Consider the following 22,983-nt stretch of genomic DNA (forward strand, 5'->3'; position numbering starts at 1 on the left):
TCAGGCGGCCTTGCCGTCGAACCCTTCGAGATAGGCCACAAGGATATCCAGCGCCGCCTGTAGATCGCTTTTCGAGACCATCTCGGTCACCGTGTGGATGTAACGGGTGCCGACCACGATCCCTACAGCCCGCGCGCCTGCGGCGGCCTGCTGAGCCGCAGCGCCGTCTTGTCCACCGGCGGCGAGCATGGTGCGCTGGAAGGGGATGTTGCGCGTTTGCGCGAGTTTCTCAATCTCGCTGACAAGGCCCACATCGGCGATAAAGCTGCTGTCGCGCACGTGCAGGCCAAACCCTTTGCCAAGGCGTGTGGTTGCCATGTGATCCGGCACACCGGGCGTATCGCAGGCGAGTGTTGTGTCGATGCCCAGCCCGATATCAGGCTGCACCTTATAGGCCGCTGTACGCGCGCCACGCAGGCCGACTTCCTCCTGACAGGTGAAGGCCACGTGAATTTCCGCTCCGCGACCTTTGTCGGCCAGTTTGCGGATCGCTTCGATCCCGAGCCAGCAAGCCACCCGGTTGTCGAGCGCTTTGGACACGAACTGATCGCCCATCTCTAGGAAGGGCTCATCCATCACCACGAAGTCACCGACCTTCACGATATCCTTGGCCTTTTCGCCCAGTCCCAGATCGACGAAGAACTCCGACACTTCGGGAATTTTCTTGCGGTCTTCGGCAGAAGAGATGTGAATGGGCTTACCGCCGGGGTTCATCACGCCTTTCAGATCGCCCTGATCGGTACAGACCAACACACGGCGCGAGAAGAGGTTGCGCGGATCGAACCCGCCGACGGGTTGAAGATAAAGGAACCCGTCTTTCGACACATGGCTGACCAGAAAGCCGATCTCGTCCATATGGCACAGCAGCATGATGCGCGGGGCTTTGTCGGCATTCGCATCCGCATCACGACGGCAGAGCAGGGAGCCCATTGCGTCGGTCTCTACGTGGTCGAACAACCCTTCGATCTCGCGGGTGATCAGATCGCGCACGCGGTGCTCGCGCCCCGGCACGCCGGGGGTTTCGCAAAGGTCTTTCAGTAGGTCGATGTTCATGCTGGCCTCATCCTTGGTGATTTGGCCGCACTATCGCGCCGCGCCTGCCGAAGTGCAAACAGGCGCGGCGGTAGGGTAGGGGGGTTACATTTGCCCCGGTAGAAAAAGCACCAGCGCGGGGAAGATCAGCAGCAGGATCAGCCGCAGGATATCGACCAGCCAAAACGGCGTGACGCCGCGAAAGATCGTGCCGGTGGAAACATCACCGACGACGCCTTTGAGGACAAAAACGTTCAGGCCCACGGGCGGTGTGATTAGGCTGATCTCAGTCACCACGACGACGATGATGCCAAACCACACCGGATCGAAGCCAAGGCTCGTGACCAGCGGGAAGAAGATCGGCACCGTCAGCAGCAGCATCGACATGCTCTCGAAAATACAGCCAAGCGCGATGTAGATCACGAGGATCAACCCCATGACCACCCAAGGCCCGAGATCGAGCGCTGTGACGGTTGCCAGCAGCCCTTCGGGCAGGCCCGCGAGGTTCACGAAGTTTGAGAAAATCCACGCGCCGATCAGCACCGAGAAAAGCGAGGCGGAGGTGAGCGTGGTTTCCTCCAGCACCTCACGCAGTCCGGCCCAACTGAGCCCGCCACGTGCCCAAGCGATCAGGAACGCACCTGCAGCCCCCATACCCGCGGCCTCGGTCGGGGAGAAGGCGAGGTGGATCGGCCAGAAGTCCAAGACCCCATAGAGCCCGCCGATGACCAGCGCAAAAAGCGCCAGCACCGACCAGACGTGGTTAAGCGCGCGCAGCCGCTCACCCCATGTGGCGCGGGGGCCAGCGGGGCCTGCCTCGGGGTTCATGGCGACGGAAAAGCGCACCGCGCAGAGATAGAGCAGGATGCCAAGCGCGCCGGGTACGATGCCCGCGATAAACAGCGCGCCAATCGATGTCTCAGTCAGCAGCCCATAGATCACAAGGATCACCGACGGCGGGATCAGGATGCCGAGCGTGCCGCCAGCGGCAATGGATGCGGTCGAAAGGCTGTCAGCATAACCGTATTTGCGCATCTCTGGCATGGCGACCTTGGACATGGTCGCCGCCGTGGCCAAGGAAGAGCCACAGATCGCCGCAAAGCCCCCGCAAGCGACGATGGTGGCCATGGCCAAGCCGCCCCGGAAGTGGCCCAAAAATGCGTTGGAGACTTGGTAAAGCTCACGGCTGATGCCGCCTTTGTTGACGAAAAGCCCCATCAGGATGAAGAGCGGGATCACCGATAGCCCGTAGTCTTGGCTGGTGTCGATGATCAGCCGCGACACCATGGAGATCGATGCGCGGTAGCTGGTTTCATAGACCAGCCCGATCATCCCGACGAGACCCATGGCAAAGGCAATCGGCAGGCGCAGCAAGACGAGGACGAAAACGGCGGCAAAGCCGATGGCAGATGCGATCATGTGGCAGAGTCCAAAAGTTGCGGCGCAAAGAGGCGCAAAAGCCCGCGCAGGATCAGCACAACAGCGGTGAGGTAGGTCATCACCGCGATAAACATGCCGATGTAAAAGGTCGGAATTTGAAGGTATTCGGTCACGTCGCCATAGCTCAGCGCGCGGTAGGCCAGATCAATGACCCGACCCGCAGGAAACCACAGCATCGCCCCGCAGGCCAGCGTAATCAGCCCGTCGCGCCAACGTTGCAGGCCCCAGCTTTCAAACGGGCCATCCAGCAGGTCTGCGGCGATATGGCCTTCGCGACCAGACAGGACAGGCAAAGCAGAGAAAACGATCAGCGCAATCCCGATGCGGATCAACTCGGTCGCGGCTTCGATCGGGGCATTAAAGACCGAGCGCATGATAACGTCGGCAAAAGTGAGGACCATCAGCGCAAACAGCGCAAGCGAGGCCATTGTCATCGGCAACGCGGCGAGGCTGGTGGTTAGTCGGATTAAACTGCGCATGGCGGTTCCCTGGCTGAGGGCCGATTGCAGTGGCAACCGGCCCCTTTTGGCGGTGGGGGTTACTGGCTGGCCTTCGCCATTTCCTCACGCATCATCTCATAGGCGGCCTGACCATCCACGCCTGCCGCGTCGAGTTCGGCAATCACCTTGTCACGCACCTTGGCGGCCATTTCGGCAAAGCGGGCCTGATCCTCTTCCGAGGCCGTGACGATCTTGTTGTCGCCCGCGGCCTCGGTCGCCTCACGCGCGTCCACGTCGCTTTGATCCCAGACGGCACCCATCATGCGGCTTGCAGTTTCGCCAAAGACTTCGCTGTCGAGCTTTTGCTGCACGTCTTCGGGCAGGCTGTCGAAGGTCTCTTGGCTCATGATGACCGAGAAGGACCCGCGGTAGAAACCACCGGGCATTTCATAGACGTTCTTGGCCACTTCGTTGAGCTTGAAGCTGATCCGCTCGCCCATGTTCATGGCCACCGCATCGGCGGCCCCGGAATCGAGTGTTTCGTAAACCTTGGGCGCGGGCACTTGAATGCCGACGAGGCCAAGCTCCGCCCCCACATCCGCCGAAACACCGCCCCCGAGACGGGTTTTCAGCCCTTGCAGATCGTCGAGGTTGTTCACCTCTTTGTTGGAGTGGATTTGCCCCGGGCCGTGGGTTGTGAGCGCGATGACCTTCACGCCGCGGTGCTCGTCCAATTCAGACAGCATCGCCTCATGCACACGCCAATGGGCGACCGATGCAGCCTCGGCGTTGCCTTCGTATCCGGGGATTTCCACCAGTTTCGTGCCGACGAAACGACCGGGCGTGTAGCCATGAAATAGGATCGCGATATCGGCGGCTCCGTCCAGCAGCAGATCCATCTGCGCGGGTGGCGGGGCGAGGCCGTTTTTCAACTCGGTCTCGATCAGCCCATCGCTGGCCTCGGCCATCATGTCGGTTAGTTGGGTGAACATGCCGGTGTTGACCGGGTGGCTGGGCGGCAGCCATGTGGAAATGGTCAGCGTCTCGGCAGCAAAAGCGCCGGTCGCGGTGCAGAGCGCAAGCGCACTGGTCGTGAGAAACTTGGTGAATTTGGTCATTTTGGGCTCCTCCCCATATCGTTCGATATGCCTTGGCGGGGTTCTCCCAAACCCGTGTCGCCAAGTATATGTTTTTTCATGTATTCACATTTAGAGCACGATTGGAACCGTTTTTTATGGCCAGAGCAAGGGGGGCATTCAGCCCTGTGTATCCGCCGAGCCATCCAGTGCCGCGAGCAGGGATTTCAGTGCCGGTTTCAAATGCGCGCCCTCATTGCCCTTGAGCATTTCGATCAAAGCGGCCTCATGACGCCGCGCTTGGGGCACCAGTTCAGCGGCCAGCGCGCGGCCCGCATCTGTCAGATAGACCCGCACGCGGCGGCCATCGGCGGGATCACTGCGGCGGATCAAGAGGCCGCGCTCCTCCATCTGGGCGATGATTCGTGTAAGCCGTGATTGCTCGGCCAGCGCTTGCCGAGCCAACTGCGTGATCATCGCGCCATCGGTGTCTGAAAGACAGGCCAATACGCGCCATTCCGGCACCCGCAGCCCCGCCTTGCGCACCTGCGCGTGGAACTGTGCGCTCGCCACGTCGCTGGCCGCCGCCAACAAGTAGAGCAGATAATCGGAGACGAATCCCCCCTCAGGGCCCGTGTCTTTGTCAGAGGTTGCGTCGGTCTTTTGTTGCGTCACACCTGTTAACCCTTTGACGGAAAGAGGGCTCTTTGCACCTCGGCTTTCCTAAATGGCGGGCAAATTCGCACTTGGCAAGAAAACCCTTGACCAAAACTATATGAAAAATCATATTGTTTGCCACGGGAGGATGTCACATGTCGAAGATCAACGCTATTGTGCGCGAGGTTACAGCGCTGACCGATCGCATCAGTGAGTTCCAGATCGCAGCCGCAGATGGCAGCGCAATGCCGCAGTGGGAGGCGGGGGCCCATGTGCTTTTCGATCTGCCCGACGGCGACACCCGCGCCTATTCTCTAATCTCCTTCGACCCGATCCCCGAAGCCCCCGAAAGCTACCGCATCGCAGTCCAGCGTGAGCCTAAGGGCAAGGGCGGTTCCACCCATATGCACGGGCTGAAACCGGGGGCAGAAATCACCTGCGCCGGACCGAAGAACGATTTCCCCCTGACCCAAGGCGCGCCAGCGGTGCTGCTGGCCGGGGGGATTGGCATCACGCCGATGATCTCAATGGCGACGACGCTTAAGGCGGCTGGTCAGGCGTTCGACTTTCACTACTCTGGCCGCAGCGCGCCGCTCATGGCCTATCGCGATACCCTGCGCGACAGTTTCGGCGATGCGCTGCATCTGCATTGCGATGATGACGCCACGGCGCTGGACCTCGGCGCGGTGATCGCCAGCCTCGGAGCCCATGCCCATCTCTATGTCTGCGGCCCCAAAGGGTTGATCGACGCGACCAAGGCACAGGCCGAAGCCGCGGGCATCGCCGCCGAGCGCATCCATTTCGAACTCTTCGACGCGCCGCAGGAGCAAGAGGGCGACAGCGCCTTTGAGGTCGAGTTGGCCTCAAGCGGGGAAGTCTTCACCATCCCCCCCGGCCAATCCATCATCGACGTGCTGGAGGCCGGCGGCGTGGATGTCATGTACGACTGCCAGCGCGGCGACTGCGGCATCTGCCAATGCGATGTACTCAGCGGCACGCCCGATCACCGCGACGTGGTTCTGTCCGAGGCCGAGCGCGCGGCAGGCAATGTCATGCAAATCTGCGTCAGCCGCGCCAAATCACCGCGCCTTGTACTCGACATCTGAGGGAGGAACACATGGCACGTTACGACAGCCCGGCGGCACTGGCCGCCCTCGTGCAGCCACATCAGGTGCACCGCGATATCTACACCGACCCGGAGGTGTTCCAACAAGAGATGAAGCATCTTTTCGCCAATGCTTGGGTTTTTGTCGGCCATGAGAGCCAGACCCCGAACAAGGGCGATTATTTCAGCACCCATATCGGCACCCAGCCCGTCATTCAGGTGCGCCATTCGACGGGCGACATCCATGTGCTGTTGAACCGCTGCCCCCACAAAGGCACGAAAATCGTCATCGACCGGCAAGGTAACACCGGCAAATTCTTCCGCTGCCCCTATCATGCATGGAGCTTCAAGACTGATGGCTGCCTCTTGGCGATCCCGCTCAAGAAGGGCTACCAAGATACCGGGCTGGAAGAGACCGACAGCGGCAAGGGCATGCGCAGCGTTGGCGACGTGAAGAACTACCGCGGCTTTATCTTTGCCCGCCTCGCGGAAGAGGGCATCAGCTTCGAAGAATTCTTTGGCGAAAGCCTGACCTCGCTCGACAATATGGTGGACCGCTCCCCCGCCGGACGTCTCGAAGTGGTCGGCCCACCGCTGCGCTACATGCACCATTGCAACTGGAAGATGTTGGTCGAAAATCAGACCGACACCTGCCACCCGATGGTGGCCCACGAAAGCTCTGCCGGGACGGCGGTGAAGCTCTACGAAGAACTGGGCCTGCCCGAGGACGCGCCCAAACCCCCCGCGATGGAGATCATCGCCCCCTTCATGTCGCCCTACGATTTTTTCGAAGGCATGGGCATCCGCACTTGGCCCAATGGCCACGGGCACACGGGCGTAAAACACTCTATTCATTCGGACTATTCCGCTATCCCCGGCTATTTTGAAGCGCTCTGTGACAGCTACGGTGAGGAGAAGGCCAAGGCGATCCTCGACGAGAACCGCCACAACACGGTCTATTTCCCCAACATCATGATCAAGGGGCCGATCCAGCAATTGCGGGTCTTCATCCCCATCGCCGCCGACCGGACCGTGGTGGAAAGCTACATCTACCGCCTCGTCGACGCGCCGGATGAGCTGACCGCCCGCACCGCGATGTACAACCGCATGATCAACGCGCCCACTTCCATCGTCGGCCATGACGATCTGGAAATGTACGAGCGCGCACAGGAAGGGCTGATGGTCGACGGTTTGGAATGGGTGAACATCCAACGCCTGATTGAAGACGACGAGGATTTCGAGGTCGAAGCGGTCGAAAACGGCACCACCGAACGCCAGATGCGCAACCAATTCCACGCTTGGGTCAAGTTCATGACCATGGGCCAAACGGCGGAGGCTGCGGAATGAGCGTGACGCGCGACACCCTGATCGACTTCATTTATGACGAAGTGCGCATGTTGGACGAGGGGCGCTATACTGAATGGCTCGACCTCTGGCTGCCGGATGGGCATTACTGGATGCCGCTGGACTATCAGCAGACCGATCCGATCAACGAAACATCGTTGATGTATGAAGATATGTTCATGCTCAAATTGCGCGTCGAACGGCTCAACGGCGCACGAACCTTCAGCCAAAAGCCCAAAAGCCGCTGCCATCATGTAATCCAACGGCCTTTTGTGGATGAGATGGATACGGAGGCGGGGCGTTTCGTTACGACCACCTTTATGCACTACGTCGAGACGCGGCTGGACGAGCAGCAATTGCTCGCCGTCACCGCGCGGCATGAGTTGGCGCTGGTCGAGGGGCGTCTGCGCATCGCCAACAAACGGGTCGATATCGTCAATTGCGACGCGGCCTTTCGCAACATTCAGTTGCTGCCATGATCGCGCCAGAGATCGCAACGGTTTACGCGGCCTTTCGGGACACCGCCGCGCGGCACCCCGAACGGGGTTTTCTGAATGTCCTGCCGGAAACGGCGGAAATCTACGGCATTGCGGCGGGGGAGGTGACCTATGCCGAAGCCGCGCGCGAGGTTGCGGCCCTGCGCAAGCGCATTTCGGCGGCGGGCTACCTCCCCGGCCAGCGGGTCATGCTACTGATGGAAAACCGCCCGGGCTTCTTCCTCTGGTGGCTGGCGCTGAATGGTCTGGGCCTGTCGGTCGTGCCGGTGAACCCCGATCTGCGCGCGGCTGAGCTAAGATATATGATCGACCATGCCGAGCCTGTCTTGGCCGTGGCGATCCCCGCGCGTGGCGAAGACTTGCGCGCGGCGGCACGGCAAGCGGGGCGCTGCATGCCGGTGGTCGCACCGGGGGATCCCCTGCCCGCACCCCCGACGCGTGAGACCATCGCGGCACGGCAGGGCGGGGCAGAGGCCGCATTGCTCTACACCTCGGGCACCACCGGCCAGCCCAAGGGCTGCATCCTGACCAATACCTATTTTCTCGACGCCGGACGCTGGTACGCGGAGACGGGCGGACTCTGCGCCCTGTCGCAAGACGGCGAGCGGATGATCACGCCCCTGCCGATCTTCCACATGAACGCGATGGCTTATTCCTTCATGGCGATGATCGCCGTGGGCGGCTGCCTGACTGCGCTCGACCGCTTCCATCCTCGCAGCTGGTGGGCCTCGGTCCGCGCCTCGGGGGCGACCTGCCTGCACTATCTTGGTGTCATGCCATCCATGCTGATGGGGGCCGAGGAAAGCAAAGCCGACCGCGACCATGCCGTGCGCTTTGGCTTCGGCGCGGGGGTGGACCCGAAACTGCACGCCGCCTTCGAGGCGCGTTTCGGTTTTCCGCTGGTCGAGGCTTGGGCCATGACCGAAACCGGCGCGGGTGCCGTGATCTGCGCCAACCGCGAACCGCGCCGCGTGGGGGAAAGCTGTCTCGGCGCGCCCGAAGGGGGGCTGGAGGTCCGGCTGCTCGACGATGTCGGGCAAGAGGCCGATCAAGGCGAGGTTCAGGTGCGCCGCGCCGGTGCCGACCCGCGGCGCGGCTTCTTCGCGGGCTACTTCAAGAATGCCGAAGCCACGGATGAGGCTTGGGCGGACGGTTGGTTCCACACCGGCGACATCGTCCGCCGTGCTCCGGATGGCGCGATGTTTTTCGTCGACCGCAAGAAAAACGTGATCCGCCGCTCGGGCGAAAACATCGCGGCGGTCGAGGTGGAATCGACCCTGATGCGCCACCCCGCCGTGGCCGGCGCCGCTGTCGCCGCTGTGCCCGATGCGGTGCGGGGGGATGAGGTCTTTGCCTGTATCGTGCCGAAGGACGCAGGCGCTGACCCGGCAGCCCTTGCGCAGGACATCACCCGCTGGTGCCTCACCCAACTTGCCTATTACAAAGCCCCCGGCTTCATTGCTTTTGTCGAAGCGCTGCCGCTGACCGCGACGCAGAAACTTCAACGCGGGGTGCTGAAAACGCTGGCCGCCGACCTGCTAAACGATCCCGCCACGCAGGACCTGCGCGGGATGAAGAAACGGACGGCGGCATGAGGCGCAGGGGCTACGACCGCGTCGTCCTCGCGGTGCCGACCTCGGTGCCCTACGCCCGCTATAGCAATGAGACCGCCCATTGGTGGATCGCCCGCGCGCTGCGCGCGATGCTGGGCAAGGCCGGGATCGCGCCGGGCGAGCTAGACGGTTTCTCGGTCTCCAGCTTCTCGCTCGCGCCCGACACGCCGGTCGGGCTGACCCAGCATCTGGGGCTTAGTCCACGTTGGCTTGATACCGTGCCCACGGGCGGGGCCAGCGGGGTGGTCGCCCTGCGCCGCGCCGCGCGGGCGGTGCAGGCAGGCGACGTGGACGTGGTCGCCTGCGTCGCGGGCGACGCGAACCGGATCGACAGTTTTCGCACCCTGCTCAGCGGCTTCTCGCGCTTTTCGATGGATGCGACCTTTCCCTATGGCTTCGGCGGCCCCAACGCGAGTTTCGCCCTGCTGATGGACCGCTACATGCAGGAATACGGCGCCACGCGAGATGACTTTGGCCGCATCGCCGTGGCCCAACGGGCCAATGCGCTGCACTACCCCAATGCACTGATGAAGACCCCGCTCACCCTCGACCAATACCTTGACGCGCGGATGATCTCTGACCCTATCGCTCTTTTCGACTGTGTGATGCCCTGCGCCGGGGCCGAGGCGTTTCTGGTCATGCGCGAAGACGAAGCCCTGCGCCGCGACCTGCCCTTTGCGCGGATCAGCGGCACAATCGAGCGGCACAACGCCTATCCCGAAGACCCGATGCAACTGCGCGGCGGCTGGGGCGTGGATATCAGTGAACTCTACGACATGGCGGGTCATGGGCCGGAAGATGTCGACCTGCTGCAAACCTATGACGACTATCCGGTGATCTCGATGATGCAGTTCGAAGACCTTGGATTTTGCGCGAAGGGGGAGGGGGCGGGATTTGTCCACCAGCGCGATCTGACCATCACCGGGGACTTCCCGCATAACACCTCTGGCGGGCAGCTGTCGGTTGGCCAAGCCGGTGCCGCGGGCGGCTATCTGGGACTGGTTGAGGCGATCCGGCAGGTGACGGGGCAGGCTGAAGGCACGCAGGTGGCGAACGCCCGGCGGGCGCTGGTTTCCGGCTTTGGCATGATCAACTACGACCGGGGCGTCTGTTCCGCGGCGGCGATTATCGAAGGGGGCGAAGCATGACCGAACCATTGATGCCGCCGCAAAAGAAGAACCCGCAAAAGCGCAGCACGGTGCCGACCCTGCCACCTGCCCAACGCTCCCGCGCGGCGCTTGGGCTAGCGATTGCCGCAGGGCGGGGGCAGTTCGCCCTGCAGCACTGCGCGGATTGCGGCGCGGTGCAATATCCACCGCGTGATGCCTGCGGCAAATGCCTGTCCGTGGCGCTTAAGTGGCGCGAGACTGAACCGGCGGGCGAGGTGCTGGCCGAAACCACGATCCGGGTCTCGCCCGATCCCTATTTCCGCGAGCGGCTGCCGTGGCGCATCGGCACGGTGCAACTCACTGCGGGGCCCGTTGCAGTGTGCCATCTGCACGGCGATGTCGGGCGTGGGGATCACGTCTGTCTGGCGCTCAAATTGGACCGGGCCGGGCAGGGGGTCATGGTGGCCCTGCCGCGAGAGGGAAGCGAGTTTATGCAAGACGATCCAATGCTGCGCGCAATGTCGAGCGACCCGAAACACCGGAGGGTGCTGATCACCGATGCACGATCGCCGCTGGCCCTGCCGCTGACCCAAGCGCTTTTGAAAGCTGGCGCGGCGCAGGTCTTTCTGGGCGAGCCGGAGCATTGGCGCCGGTGGGAAGGCCGCGCAGCCTTCGAGGGGATGGAGAACGTCAGCCTCATGCCGCTCGACGTGACCGTAACCGCCTCGGTCTCGCGCCTCGCGGCAGAGATTGGCGGCAGGGTCGATATTCTGATCAACTCTGCACAGTTCATCCGCCCCGGCGGGGTGCTGGGCAGTGATACGATCTTTGCCCGCGAGGGGATGGAGACCAATGTGCTCGGCCTGATGCGACTGGCGCAGGGCTTTGGCCCGGCAATGGCGTCACGCACGGCGGATGGTGTGAATTCGGCAGTGGCGTGGGTGAACATCCTGTCGGCGGGGGCCTTGGCGCCCGAGGCAGGGTTTGGCGGCTTCGATGCCTCGCAGGCAGCGGCGCGGTCGCTCAGCCAGACGATGCGGGCGGAGTTTGCCGGATCGGGGCTGCGGGTGATGAATGTCTACACCGGCCCCGTCGATGACGAATGGCGCCAACCTCTGCCACCGCCCAAAGTCGCCCCCCGCGCGCTGGCGCGGACGGTGGTGCGCGGGCTGGTCGACGGGTTGGAAGAGGTCGCCTGCGGTGACGTGGCCAAAGATGCGCTGGCCCGCTGGCTGGACGATCCGGCTTTGATGGAACGCGAAACGCGGGGGGGCGGCGCATGAGCGATGTAATCACGACACTGGCCGAAGCACTGGCAAGCGGTGCTGCAAAAGTCGTCGATCTGACCCATAGGCTCGACCCGGACTTTCCGGTCATCGTGCTGCCGCCGGAGTTCGGCCAATGCGCGCGGTTCCGGATGGAGGAGGTCTCGGCCTATGATCACCGCGGCCCGGCGTGGAAGTGGCATAACTTGACCCTGAACGAACACACCGGCACCCATTTCGACGCGCCCATTCACTGGGTCTCGGGCAAGGACGTGGCCCATGGCGCGGTGGATGAAATCCCGCCCGAAGCCTTCATCGGCCCGGTCGTGGTGATCGATTGCTCCGACGGCGCAGGTCAGGACGACGACTTTGAACTGACGCCCGAGATCATCCGCGATTGGGAGGCCCAGAACGGGCCGATCCCCGCAGACGCTTGGGTCTTGATGCGCACCGATTGGTCGAAGCGCAGCGGCGCGGATTACCTCAACATGCGCGAGGATGGCGCCCATTCGCCCGGTCCCACACCCGCCGCGATCGCCCTTCTGTTGGAGCGCGGCATTCGTGGCTTTGGCACCGAGACTGTCGGCACCGATGCGGGGCAGGGGATGCATTACGACCCGCCCTTTCCGGCGCATTACCTGCTGCATGGGGCGGGCAAATACGGGCTGCAATGTCTGTGCAACCTCGACCAACTGCCGCCCACGGGGGCCATGCTGATCGCACCGCCGCTCAAGATCAAAGGCGGGACCGGCAGCCCCTTGCGGGTGCTGGCGCTGATACCGGGAGAGAGACCATGAGCCATTACACCGCCGTCATCACCGGGGGCAGCAAGGGCATCGGTGCCGATTTGGCGCAGCGTCTGCTGGAGCGCGGCTATCGGGTGGTTTCCATCGCGCGCGGCAAACCGGAATGGGAGGCCGAGGGCGTTGAGCATATCGAAGCCGACCTGCTCGATCCCGCCTCCGTCGCCGCCGTGGCCGCCGACATCGCCGCGCGTTATGACGTGACCCATCTGGTGCATAACGCCGGGTTGATCTGGCCTAATCTCATCGAAGACGCCAAGCCCGAAGACATCACCGGCCTTGCGCAACTGCACCTCGGTTCGGCCCTGACGCTGCTGCAAGCCTTCCTGCCCGCCATGAAAGAACGCGGCTTTGGCCGGGTGATGTTCAACGCCTCCCGCGCCGCCTTGGGCACGCCCACGCGGACGGCCTATTCAGCTTCGAAAGCGGGGATGATCGGCATGGCGCGCACTTGGGCGCTAGAGCTTGCGCCGCATGGGATCACCGTCAACGTCGTGGCCCCCGGCCCGGTGCAGACTGACAACTTCTGGGGCATCATCCCCAAAGAAAGCGAACGCGAGGCGGAATTGGCCAAACGCATCCCCGTGGGGCGGTTGGGGCAGGTGGAGGACGTGACCAATGCCTTCCTCTTCTTCTGCGATCCGGCCAATAGTTTCGTCACTGGCCAGACGCTTTTCGTCTGCGGCGGGTCGAGCATCGGGACGCTGACGCTCTGACGCCGACCCTTAACCCTTGCGGAAATGCTGCACCAATTCAGGGACATAGGCATCGCCCGCGCCCTTTTCGACGACGTTGGAAAGGGCGCGATAGACCCCATCGGCAATCTCGACCTGTGCGCCGGCTTGCGCGGACATCTGGCGGTAATAGTCGAAATCCTTAAGCGCGTTGCTGATCGCAAAGGGCAGCGCCTCGCGGTCGCCGCTAGTGATGAAGGGCGACAGCCGATCAAGCGCGACACTGGCACCGCCGCCACCCGCCAAGACATCGACAAAGCTCTGGGGATCGATCCCTGCGTCCGCCGATTGCGCCGCAGCCTCGGCGAGGAGCGACATGAACCCGACCGAGACGTAATTGTGCAGCAGTTTCAAACGGTGGCCTGCGCTGACCTCGCCCACATGTTTGACCTCCTCCGTGAAGGCGGCGAGCACCGGAGAGACCTTTTCGACCGTGGCCGCGTCACCGCCGACGAGCAGGTTCAACTTCCCCTCATGGGCAAACTGCGCGGTCCGGGTCATTGGCGCGTCAACGAATTCGCCCCCCGCCGCTTTGACCGCCTCGGCCATCTTCACCGTCGAGGCGGGCAGGGAGGTAGAGCAATCGACCACAACCGCACCGGGCTTCAGCCCGGCAATCACGCCGCCCGCACGGGTCAGAATGCCTTCGACCTGCGGAGAGCCGGTCACGCAAAGAATGATCACGTCCGACGCGGCGGCCAGATCGCTAAGACTGTCAAAGGCTGTGGCCCCCAGCCCGTCCAATTCATCGGTCGGCTGGTTGCCGGGGTGGTCGAAATAGCCAAGCGCAAAACCCCCGCGCCGCATCACGTTGCGTGCAATTCCGTGGCCCATCAGGCCGACACCGATCATACCGATTTTCATGGGTTTTCCTTCGCTTGCCACCGCCACCTCTGCGCGGTTCCCTTGGGGAAAGGTCTACCCCGTCGCCCGCCACGGCGCAACGCGGGCGGGGCTGATTTTCTCGGCCAAACAGGGCTTTGTATATTTGAAACCGACACGGCGCTTGATAGGAATGGCGCATTGATTGAATGAGGCTAATATGACTTTGACCTTCGACCCCCACCAGATCGCCGAGACCCTTTATCACGGGCAGTTCTGCCCAATGTTCATCGACGGCAAGGATGTGCCCGCGCGTTCGGGTGAGGTGCTGAACGTGGTCGATCCCGCCTCAAACCGGGCGCTGGCGACGGTGCCGCGTGGCGGGGCCGAGGATGTCGATGCCGCCGTCGCCGCCGCGCGCCGGGCCTTTGAGGGGGCGTGGTCGAAATTCACGCCCTATGACCGGCAAGAGGTGCTTTTGCGCATTGCCGATGTGATGGAGCGCGATTGGGAAAAACTCTGCGTCTCTGACACCGCCGACATGGGTCTGCCACTGGCGCGGACCATGGGCAACAAACGCCGGGTGATCGGGATGCTGCGGTTCTATGCGGGGCAGGCGGTCGCGTTGCATGGCGATGTGATCGAAAACTCGGTCTCGCAATCGATGTTCTCTTTCACTACGCGCGAGCCGGTGGGCGTGGTGGGGGCGATTATCCCTTGGAACGCCCCGACCGCCGCCTCGATCTGGAAAATTGCCCCTGCCTTGGCGACGGGCTGCACCGTGGTATTGAAACCCTCCGAAGACGCGCCGCTGACGCCCTTGATGATCGCGCGCCTGATGCAAGAGGCAGGCGTGCCCGATGGGGTGGTCAACGTGGTCACCGGCACGGGCCGCGAAGCGGGCGCGCGTCTGGCCGAACATGAGGACGTGAACAAAGTGGTCTTCACCGGTTCGACTGCCACGGGCAAGACGATTGCCCGCGCTGGCGTTGAAAACCTCAAGCGGATCACGTTGGAGTTGGGCGGAAAATCTCCGCTGATTATCTGCAAGGACGCGGATATTGATAAGGCTGTGCCGGTGGCGGCGATGGCGGTCTACGCGCATTCAGGTCAGATTTGTATCGCGGGGTCGCGGCTGTTCGTGGCACGCGAAATTCAGGATGAGTTTATCGAGAAGCTCGCCGCCTTCGCGCGCGGATTGAAGATTGGGCACGGGTTGGATGAGGGCACGGACCTTGGCCCCCTGATCAACCGCGTGCAGGCCGAAAAGGTCGAGGGCTATATCGCTGCGGGCAAGGCCGAAGGCGCGCGGCTGGTCACCGGTGGGGCGCGGCCCGAGGGCGCGGGCTATGAAGGCGGCAACTTTCTTGAGCCGGTGATCTTTGCCGATGTGACCGACGACATGACCATCGCGCGGGAGGAGATTTTCGGGCCTGTGATCTCTGTCCTGCCCTTCGACACGATGGAAGAGGTCATCGCGCGCGCCAATGCCACGCCCTACGGTCTGGCGGCAGGCATCTTTACGCGCGACCTCAGCACAGCGCATCGCACGGTGAAGCGCCTAAAGGCGGGATCGGTCTGGGTAAACATGTACCACGCGATTGACCCGGCGGTGCCGTTCGGCGGGCTCAAGATGTCGGGCTATGGCAAGGAAGGTGGCGTGGAGCACCTGCAGGCGTATTTGGATACCAAGGCGGTTTGGATCCAGACCGAGTAAGGACAAGCTCAGCGCGGCGCCGCCCGGTCTGATGCCGGGCGGTAAATTGCTAAAAACCGCTGACCTTCGGCAGCCATGTCGAAATCGCCGGCACGAAGGTCAGCAGCATCAACACGACAAAGTTCGCCAGAAAGAACGGCGGCATCTCACGGATCAGCGCCGCAGGGCGCAGGTTCACCGCCGAAGACACCACGAAGATCAGGCTCCCCACCGGCGGCGTCGTGAGGCCGAGCGTCAGGTTCACGATCACCACAATCGCAAAATGGTCCGGCGCGATGCCAAGCGCATGGCTGATCGGCGCCAAGATCGGCACCAAGATCATCACGCCAGGCAGCGGATCCATGAACAGGCCAAAGAGCAGCAGCAACACGTTGACCGCCAAGAGAAACAGGATCGGCGACAGCTCCCATGCGATGATCGTCTCGGCCAGAAATTGCGGCACGCCTTCGATCACCAAAACCCATGCAAAGGCCCGCGCAGCGCCAAGGATCAAAAGCACCGCCGAAGAGATCAGCGCGGCGCGCAGGATCAGGCCGGGCAGGTCACGCAAGCGCAGCGCGCGGTAGACGAAAAACCCGCAGAAGAGGGCATAGAACACTGCGATGACCGACGCTTCGGTGGGCGTGAAAATACCGCCCCGGATGCCGCCGACAATCAGCACGATCAACCCAAGCGCTGGCAGCGCCATGAATGTATTGCGCCACATCTGCGCCCGCTCGGGGCGTGCATCCGCGCTGCGATAGTCGCGTTTCCAACTGACCCAACCGTTGGCGGCAAGACTGCCACAGGCCAGCAAAAGCCCCGGAATAACACCGGCCATAAACAGCGACCCGACCGAGACCTCCTGATCCTGCAGCGCATAGATGATCATCACGATCGACGGCGGAATGATCGGCCCCACCACCGCCGAGGAAATCGTCAGCGCCCCGGCGTAGGAGCGGTCATAGCCGCCTTTTTCCATCATGCGGATCATCATCGCCCCCGGTCCCGCCGCATCGGCCAGCGCCGAGCCGGAGATCCCTGCGAACATGGTGGAGGAGATCACATTGGCATAGCCCAGCCCCCCGCGCAGATGGCCCACGAATTGTGCCGCAAAGCGCAAAAGCGTGTGGGTGATCGCGCCGCCGGTCATGATCTCGGCGGCGAGGATGAAGAAGGGCACAGCCAAAAGCGGGAAACTGTCGAGGCCGGAAAACATTTCTTTGACCACGACGATCTGCGGATAGGAACTTCCCAAACCAATTGCCGCAAAAACCGAAATGGCCATGGCAAAGGCAACGGGCAGCCCCAGCACCATAAGCACGAAAAGCGAGATAAAGAGGATCTCAGCCATTGGCGGCTCCCGGCATGTTTTCGGTCTGGCCATCGGGCCGGTGGTAGTGCCCCGCCATGATGAAAGGCCGCGCGATCAGCAGCAGATGCACGATCAACAGCGAGAACCCGACCGGCATGGCGGCATAGACATAGCGAAACGACAGCCGCATCGCCGGGGTCATCTGGTACTGCGCGCGCTGCATATAGTCCCAGCCGACTTTGACCATGAAAGCGAAAAAGAACAACAGGATCAATACGATGACCCCGCGCAGGATGCGCTGCATCCGGGTGTTCATCACGTCGTGCAGATTGGTGATGGCCACATGGCCGCCCTGCCGGAGGGCAAGGCCAGCACCCAGAAAGGCCATCCAGATCATCAGGTAACGGGCGGATTCATCGGACCATGACAGCGAGTGATTGGTGCTGAACCGCAAAGCGACATTGGCCCCCACGACCAAGACCATCCCCGCCAGGCAGGCGATCACCACGGCGGCGTTCACCTTGACGAATAGCTGTTCCAATCTGCGCATGGTTTCCCTCCCGTGCAAAACGGCCGGAAGCGCTGCTCCCGGCCGTCTGTCTTTGCGTCGACGCGCTTACTCGGTCGCGGCGATCTGATCGATCAGCTCTTTACCATAGGTCTCGTAGTAGCCTTCATAGGCGCTCTCGATCGAGGCGCGGAAGGTGGCTTTTTGCTCTTCGGTCAGCTCATTCACTTCCATGCCACGCTCTTTCAGCGTCGCGACGCCGCTCTGCTCAACGTCATCCACAAAGGCGCGCATGGCGGTGACGGCCTCGGTCGCGCCCTTCTCAAAGGCGGCTTTGTCTTCGTCAGACAGACCTTCCCAGAAGGGTTTGGAAACCAACAGCATGGCGGGCGAATAGACGTGGCCGGAGAGTGTCAGGTACTTCTGCACTTCGTCGAGTTTCACCGACACGATCACCGAGAGCGGGTTTTCCTGCCCGTCGATGGTGCCCTGCTGGAGCGAGCTGATCACCTCGGGCCATGCCATTGGCGTGGGCGCGGCACCGGCGGCGTTGAAGGCATCTAGGTGCACCGGGTTTTCCATGGTGCGCAGTTTCATGCCCGCGATGTCTTCTGGGGTCTCGATCGCGTTGCGGTTGTTGGTGATGTGGCGGAAACCCTGCTCACCCCAAGCCAGTGCCACCATGCCCGCGCTGTCGAATTCAGCAAGGATGTCTTGACCGATTGGGCCGTCCAATACGCGGCGCGCATGGTCAAGGCTACGGAACAGGAAGGGGACGTCGGTCACGCCGGTGGCGGGGACAAAGTTGCTAAGCGTGCCGGTGGAAACGATGGTCGCTTCAACGGTGCCAAGCTGTAGGCCTTCGACCACTTCGCGTTCCCCACCCAGACCGGAGGAAGGAAAGTGCCGGAAGCTGAATTTGCCGTCGGTTTCGGCCTCAACGACTTCTTGCCACTTCTGCGCCGCGACGCCGTAGTGGCTGTCGGGGGCAAGGGCGTAGCCGATCTTGACTTCGGTTTCCGCGCTCAGGGCTCCTCCGGTGAGCGCGGCAAGAGTGGCGATAATTGCCGTGGGCTTGGTGATTTTGAACATTTCGTATCCTCCAGCGATCTTATTAACAAGGTCACGAAAACTGCTAGCGGGCGATGCACGGATTGGCAATGGGGTGACGGGGCTTTGTGGACAATGTTTCCACAGCGTTTCGGATTAGATTTCCGCAACGATATAATCGGGGGCTATGTCCGAACCCTTGATCGCCGCCGCCACATCCAGCCCCAAAAGGGAGCCGTGCCCAGTGACCAAGGCCGTGGAGAACCCCGCCTGCGCCCCGCCCAAAATATCGGTGTGGAGCGTATCGCCCACCATCAACACACGGGCGGGGGCGATTGGCGCACGGCGTGCAAGCGCCAGTTCAAAGATGTCTGGAAAGGGCTTGCCGCAGAAATGTACGGAAACCCCGGTCGCGTCGATCAGCCGATGTGCGAACCAACCGGGTTCAAGCGATAGCCCGTCTTCGCGCGGGGCCACGAGATCGGGGTTGCCGACAAAGACAGGGCGAGCATGGCGCGCGAGGCTGGCTTCGAGCAGGGCCTGCCGCGCGTCGGTCCAACCATCCGCACCGACAAGCAGAAAACCTGCCACGTTGTCATAGATATTCGGATCATCCGCCAAAACGATCGCGCCAAGGTCGGAAATTTCACCCATATCCTTGTCGGGGTTCAGCATCACGCCCCACTGCCGCGCGGGTTCTTGGGCCACGCGAGCAAGCAGTGCGTCGCGGCTGGTGATGACCTCATCCACGCTAAAATTAAACCCCAGTCGGGCGTAGCGTTGCATCATATGCGCTTTTGGGTAGGCGGCAGAGTTCGACACGACCGATACCGCTTTGCCCATTTCGCGCAGGGTGGCGATGGTCTGTGCTGCGCCTTCAATAGCCGTTTCGCCCACGTTCAGCACGCCGTAAGCATCAAATAGGATCAGATCATAGGGGGCGACGATATCCAGAAAACACGCCGCCTCCGCCGCGGCACCTTGCCGATCGCAGGCGGGCAGGCGGGGCCGCAGGCGCTGGTATTCGGCCAGCGCCTGCGCAGGGTCGATCCCGGGCCTCACAGGATGCGACGGCGCAGATAGGCCGAGATGACCTCGCCAATAATCACCAGCACGATGATCGCGATGAGGATCGTGGCGACCTCGGGCCAGTTGAATGTGTCGATGGCCCCCTGCAGGATGATCCCGATACCCCCCGCGCCGACAAGGCCCAGAACGGTGGATTCACGCAGGTTGATGTCCCACCGCAGGATCGAAACCGCCCAGAAGGTCGGCATGACCTGTGGCACGATCGCATAGGCGATGACCTTGAACCGCGAGGCGCCCGTGGCCTCCAGTGCCTCGACGGGGCGGCGGTCGATCTCCTCAATCGCCTCGCCCAGCAATTTGCCGACAAAGCCGATGGAGCGGAACATAATCGCCAAAATGCCCGCCACGACGCCGGGGCCAAAGATAGCCACGAAGAGCAGCGCCCAGATGATCGTGTTGACCGACCGTGAGGTCACAAGGATCAGCCGCCCGAGCCAGAGCGTTGCGCGGTTGGGCGTGGTGTTTTGCGCGGCGATATAGGCGACAGGCAGCGACAGCAGCACCGCAAAGGTGGTGGCGAAGGTGGCGATGTTTACCGTATCCCAAAGCACCTTAAGGATTGTTTCAAGGTTGGTAGGGTCAGGCGGATACATGCGGCCAAAGAGGTCGCCGATCTGCTCGGGCGCGCCCCAGACCCAGGCCCAGATGACCTCGATCGAGGTCAGCGCCCAAGCAATGGCAAGCGCGCAGCCAAAGATCACGCCGTAGCGCGTCATACGCTGGCGCAGGGTGAAGCGGGTCCAGTCGTCGCGACCGAATTTCTCTGCAAGGGTCGTCATTGGATGCGCTTTCTGATCACGCCGCTGATGGCTTCTGAGACAAGGATCACACCGACGATGACCATGGTGATGGCGAGGGCGAAGTCATAGTCATAGCGCCCAAAGGCATTGGCGAGCGTCGCCCCAATGCCGCCCGCACCGACGATGCCGACCACGGCTGAAGCCCGCAGGTTGCTGTCGAGTTGATAGATTGTCAGACCGATCTGGCGCGGCATAATTTGCGGAAAGATCGCATAGGTCAGTGTCGAGAAGTAAGGCGCACCGGCGGCACGCATGGCCTCGACTTGGCCGAAGTCGATCTCTTCAATCCGCTCGGCCAGCATCTTGGCGACAAAGCCCACGGAATAGACAATCAGCGTCAGCACCCCGGCGAAGGGTCCAAAGCCCACGGCTTTGACGAAAAGGATCGCAACGATGACCGGGTGAAAACTGCGCGCGACAATGATGATGGCGCGGCCGAGGTAGAAGATCGGTTTGGGGGCCACATTGCGCGCCGACATAAATGCGATGGGGATCGACAATAGCACGCCGCCCGCGGTGGCAAGGATGGCGATCTTCAGGCTTTCGAGAAAGCCGTCGATCAACAGGCCAGAGCGTTCAAAGCTGGGCGGAAAGGCCCCGCTAAAGATGCGGCCCGCGCGGCCTAATCCTTCTGAGACGCGGTTCCAGTCGATGGGCATGGTCAGACCGACCCAGCCGAAATAGGCGACGGCGCCCAGGATCACCGCCCAGCGAAGCAACGGGTTGGCGATAAAGGGCGGCTTTTTCCAAGTGTCCCGCGGCGCGCTCATGCCGCGGCCCCGTCTTTTGCGCGGTCGGCATGGGGACTGCCCGCGTAAATTTGGTCCATCGCCTCTTGGTCCAGCTTGGCGGGGACATCATCAAAGATGATCCGGCCATAACGCATGCCGACGATGCGGTCGGTATATTCCTTGGCCTCGGTTACATTGTGGATGTTGATCAGCACCGGCAGTTTCAGCTCACCGGCGAGGTCACGCAGCAGCCCCATGATCTGTTCGGAGGTCTTGGGGTCGAGTGAGGCGGTCGGCTCGTCCGCCAGCAGAATGTCGGGGTCTTGCATCAGGGCGCGAACCACGCCGACACGCTGGCGTTCGCCGCCCGAAAGCTGGTCGGCGCGGGTGTTGGCATATTGCGCGATGCCGACACGCTCCATCAACTCATAGGCGCGGCGGATGTCGGCCTTGGGATAGCGGCGGGTGACGGCGGACCATGTCGAGATATAGCCCAAACGGCCCGATTGTACGTTCTCCATCACCGTGAGACGGTCAACGAGGTTGAACCCCTGAAATACCATCCCGATCTTGCGCCGCGCAGCGCGCAGGTTTTTGCCGCGCAGGCTGGTGAGTTCGGTGCCGTTGAGGTTGATCGACCCCGAGGTCGGCTCCACCAATCGGTTGATGCAGCGCAGCAGCGTCGATTTGCCCGCGCCGGAGGAACCGATGATCGAAACGACGCTTTCTCCCTCGATGGTCAGGTCGAGGTTTTTCAGCACCGGATCACCGCTGCCATAGCGCTTCACGAGGTCGGTAATTTTCAACATGTAGGATACCTTGTGTGCAGGGCCGACGTATTCGCCGGCCCCGACGTTAAACGATTATTCGGCAGCGAGACCTTGGGGCGTGTACTCGACGCCGTTCGCCTTTTGGATCTGACGGATAACCGCCCATTGGTCCTTGTAGGTGATCGGGATGAATTTGCTCACGCCCGCGAATTCCTCACCCAATGCGGTGCCTTCGAAGTCGAAGGAGAAGAAGGCTTCCTTGATCTTGTCCTTCAGCTCGGGCGCGAGGTCATGCGCGACACCGTAAGAGGTTGTCGGGAAGGGATCGCTTTCCCAGACGATGCGCACGTCTTCAGGATCATAGAGACCACGCTCGGCCATGCGGTCGACCACTTCGGAGGCCACAGGCGCCGCGTCATAGTCGCCCGCGACAACGCCCAGCATCGACTGGTCGTGGCTGCCCGAATAGGTCACTTCGTAGTCCTCATCCGGCACAACGCCCAGATCGGGGAACAGCGCGCGCGGCGCTTGGTTGCCGGAGTTCGACGTGGGCGAGGTATGCGCGATGCGCTTGCCGGCGAGGTCTTTCATCTCTTTGATGTCGCTGTCGGCCTGCGTGTAGACCTGAAGCTTGTAGCCAAACTGGCCGTCATCCGCGCCCATGATCGCGAAGGGCTCAACGCCCGCGAGGTTCACCGCGAAAGGGGTGGGCCCGGTGGAAAAGCCCGCGATGTGCAGACGGCCCGAGCGCATGGCTTCGACCTCGGCAGAGTTCGACTGCACAGCGAAGAACTGCACATCCTTGCCGGTTACCTCTTCGAGATGGTCAATGAAGGGGGTCCAGATGTCTTCGTAGATTGCCGGGTCTTCGACGGGGGTATAGGCAAAGACCAGTGTCGAAGGGTCTTTCAGCATTTCGGGATCAGTGGGCGCATCTGCAACCAGATCTCCATTGGCGTCACAGAACATCTTGTCCAAAGCGCCGCGCTCGCAGTCTTCTTGTGCGAAGGCAAGGCCGCCCGTGAGTGTGAAGGCCGCGGTAAGACCAGCGGCGAATAGGTTCTTATGAGACATTGCGTTCTCCTCC

Annotated in this window: 23 protein-coding genes; 9 read left to right on the top strand and 14 right to left on the bottom strand. The window is 62.2% G+C overall.

Going from position 1 to position 22,983, the window contains the following annotated elements; genetic code table 11:
- The 5 genes from BM229_RS16580 to BM229_RS16600 all read right to left on the bottom strand — a co-directional run bounded on the left by BM229_RS16580 (nt 1) and on the right by BM229_RS16600 (nt 4,663).
- Nucleotides 1-1,053 (bottom strand): M42 family metallopeptidase, encoded by a 1,053-nt coding sequence (locus tag BM229_RS16580; RefSeq protein WP_093928755.1) that lies wholly within the window; start codon nt 1,051-1,053, stop codon nt 1-3.
- Between the two features lie 84 nt (nt 1,054-1,137).
- Nucleotides 1,138-2,451, bottom strand: a complete 1,314-nt coding sequence (locus BM229_RS16585) for a TRAP transporter large permease (RefSeq protein WP_093928756.1) — start codon at nt 2,449-2,451, stop codon at nt 1,138-1,140.
- Complete coding sequence (locus BM229_RS16590) at nt 2,448-2,951, bottom strand: TRAP transporter small permease (protein ID WP_093928757.1); 504 nt, start codon at nt 2,949-2,951, stop codon at nt 2,448-2,450. The genes BM229_RS16585 and BM229_RS16590 overlap by 4 nt, the downstream gene beginning before the upstream one ends.
- A gap of 59 nt (nt 2,952-3,010) precedes the next feature.
- Complete coding sequence (locus BM229_RS16595) at nt 3,011-4,030, bottom strand: TRAP transporter substrate-binding protein (protein ID WP_093928758.1); 1,020 nt, start codon at nt 4,028-4,030, stop codon at nt 3,011-3,013.
- 138 nt (nt 4,031-4,168) lie between these two features.
- Nucleotides 4,169-4,663 (bottom strand): MarR family winged helix-turn-helix transcriptional regulator, encoded by a 495-nt coding sequence (locus BM229_RS16600; protein WP_093928759.1) that lies wholly within the window; start codon nt 4,661-4,663, stop codon nt 4,169-4,171.
- A gap of 137 nt (nt 4,664-4,800) precedes the next feature.
- Between BM229_RS16600 and BM229_RS16605 the strand changes: the two genes are divergently transcribed.
- The 8 genes from BM229_RS16605 to BM229_RS16640 are packed head-to-tail and all read left to right on the top strand — an operon-like array spanning nt 4,801 to nt 13,097.
- Nucleotides 4,801-5,751 carry a PDR/VanB family oxidoreductase gene (locus BM229_RS16605; protein WP_093928760.1) on the top strand — a complete coding sequence of 317 codons (951 nt, stop codon included), beginning with the start codon at nt 4,801-4,803 and terminating at the stop codon, nt 5,749-5,751.
- A gap of 11 nt (nt 5,752-5,762) precedes the next feature.
- A complete protein-coding gene (locus BM229_RS16610) occupies nt 5,763-7,097 on the top strand; it encodes an aromatic ring-hydroxylating dioxygenase subunit alpha (RefSeq protein WP_093928761.1) in 1,335 nt (444 codons plus the stop codon).
- Nucleotides 7,094-7,573: an aromatic-ring-hydroxylating dioxygenase subunit beta gene (locus BM229_RS16615; RefSeq protein ID WP_093928762.1), complete on the top strand. Its 480-nt coding sequence runs from the start codon at nt 7,094-7,096 to the stop codon at nt 7,571-7,573. The genes BM229_RS16610 and BM229_RS16615 overlap by 4 nt, the downstream gene beginning before the upstream one ends.
- On the top strand, nt 7,570-9,186 hold the full coding sequence (locus BM229_RS16620; protein ID WP_093928763.1) for an AMP-binding protein: 1,617 nt from the start codon (nt 7,570-7,572) through the stop codon (nt 9,184-9,186). Before BM229_RS16615 ends, BM229_RS16620 begins: the two co-directional genes overlap by 4 nt.
- Nucleotides 9,183-10,352, top strand: coding sequence for a thiolase family protein (locus BM229_RS16625; protein WP_093928764.1), 1,170 nt, complete (start codon nt 9,183-9,185; stop codon nt 10,350-10,352). The genes BM229_RS16620 and BM229_RS16625 overlap by 4 nt, the downstream gene beginning before the upstream one ends.
- Nucleotides 10,349-11,596, top strand: a complete 1,248-nt coding sequence (locus BM229_RS16630) for an SDR family NAD(P)-dependent oxidoreductase (RefSeq protein ID WP_093928765.1) — start codon at nt 10,349-10,351, stop codon at nt 11,594-11,596. Before BM229_RS16625 ends, BM229_RS16630 begins: the two co-directional genes overlap by 4 nt.
- The gene (locus BM229_RS16635) at nt 11,593-12,375 is read left to right on the top strand and encodes a cyclase family protein (protein ID WP_093928766.1); all 783 of its coding nucleotides are present in this window, start codon (nt 11,593-11,595) and stop codon (nt 12,373-12,375) included. The genes BM229_RS16630 and BM229_RS16635 overlap by 4 nt, the downstream gene beginning before the upstream one ends.
- Nucleotides 12,372-13,097 (top strand): SDR family NAD(P)-dependent oxidoreductase, encoded by a 726-nt coding sequence (locus BM229_RS16640; RefSeq protein ID WP_093928767.1) that lies wholly within the window; start codon nt 12,372-12,374, stop codon nt 13,095-13,097. Before BM229_RS16635 ends, BM229_RS16640 begins: the two co-directional genes overlap by 4 nt.
- A gap of 9 nt (nt 13,098-13,106) precedes the next feature.
- Here BM229_RS16640 and BM229_RS16645 read toward each other — a convergent pair whose 3' ends face one another.
- On the bottom strand, nt 13,107-14,000 hold the full coding sequence (locus BM229_RS16645; protein ID WP_476755915.1) for an NAD(P)-dependent oxidoreductase: 894 nt from the start codon (nt 13,998-14,000) through the stop codon (nt 13,107-13,109).
- A gap of 157 nt (nt 14,001-14,157) precedes the next feature.
- Here BM229_RS16645 and BM229_RS16650 point away from each other — a divergent pair, with 157 nt between their 5' ends.
- A complete protein-coding gene (locus tag BM229_RS16650; RefSeq protein ID WP_093928769.1) occupies nt 14,158-15,654 on the top strand; it encodes an aldehyde dehydrogenase family protein in 1,497 nt (498 codons plus the stop codon).
- Between the two features lie 49 nt (nt 15,655-15,703).
- Here BM229_RS16650 and BM229_RS16655 read toward each other — a convergent pair whose 3' ends face one another.
- From BM229_RS16655 to phnD, 8 genes are all read right to left on the bottom strand, one after another.
- Entirely contained in the window at nt 15,704-16,987 is a 1,284-nt protein-coding gene (locus BM229_RS16655; RefSeq protein WP_067628756.1) for a TRAP transporter large permease, read from the bottom strand.
- The gene (locus BM229_RS16660) at nt 16,980-17,498 is read right to left on the bottom strand and encodes a TRAP transporter small permease (protein WP_093928770.1); all 519 of its coding nucleotides are present in this window, start codon (nt 17,496-17,498) and stop codon (nt 16,980-16,982) included. Before BM229_RS16660 ends, BM229_RS16655 begins: the two co-directional genes overlap by 8 nt.
- Before the next feature lie 66 nt (nt 17,499-17,564).
- Nucleotides 17,565-18,548 carry a TRAP transporter substrate-binding protein gene (locus tag BM229_RS16665; RefSeq protein WP_093928771.1) on the bottom strand — a complete coding sequence of 328 codons (984 nt, stop codon included), beginning with the start codon at nt 18,546-18,548 and terminating at the stop codon, nt 17,565-17,567.
- Between the two features lie 114 nt (nt 18,549-18,662).
- On the bottom strand, nt 18,663-19,568 hold the full coding sequence (locus tag BM229_RS16670; RefSeq protein ID WP_093928772.1) for an HAD-IIA family hydrolase: 906 nt from the start codon (nt 19,566-19,568) through the stop codon (nt 18,663-18,665).
- A complete protein-coding gene (gene phnE, locus BM229_RS16675) occupies nt 19,565-20,374 on the bottom strand; it encodes a phosphonate ABC transporter, permease protein PhnE (protein ID WP_093928773.1) in 810 nt (269 codons plus the stop codon). The genes BM229_RS16670 and phnE (BM229_RS16675) overlap by 4 nt, the downstream gene beginning before the upstream one ends.
- Nucleotides 20,371-21,165: a phosphonate ABC transporter, permease protein PhnE gene (phnE, locus tag BM229_RS16680; protein WP_093928774.1), complete on the bottom strand. Its 795-nt coding sequence runs from the start codon at nt 21,163-21,165 to the stop codon at nt 20,371-20,373. The genes phnE (BM229_RS16675) and phnE (BM229_RS16680) overlap by 4 nt, the downstream gene beginning before the upstream one ends.
- On the bottom strand, nt 21,162-21,935 hold the full coding sequence (gene phnC / locus BM229_RS16685; RefSeq protein ID WP_093928775.1) for a phosphonate ABC transporter ATP-binding protein: 774 nt from the start codon (nt 21,933-21,935) through the stop codon (nt 21,162-21,164). Before phnC ends, phnE (BM229_RS16680) begins: the two co-directional genes overlap by 4 nt.
- Nucleotides 21,936-21,989: 54 nt before the next feature.
- Nucleotides 21,990-22,970, bottom strand: a complete 981-nt coding sequence (gene phnD, locus BM229_RS16690; protein ID WP_093928776.1) for a phosphate/phosphite/phosphonate ABC transporter substrate-binding protein — start codon at nt 22,968-22,970, stop codon at nt 21,990-21,992.
- Nucleotides 22,971-22,983: the final 13 nt, after the last annotated feature.

It is taken from the genome of Sulfitobacter dubius (genome assembly GCF_900113435.1).
Taxonomy (GTDB): Bacteria; Pseudomonadota; Alphaproteobacteria; order Rhodobacterales; family Rhodobacteraceae; genus Sulfitobacter; species Sulfitobacter dubius.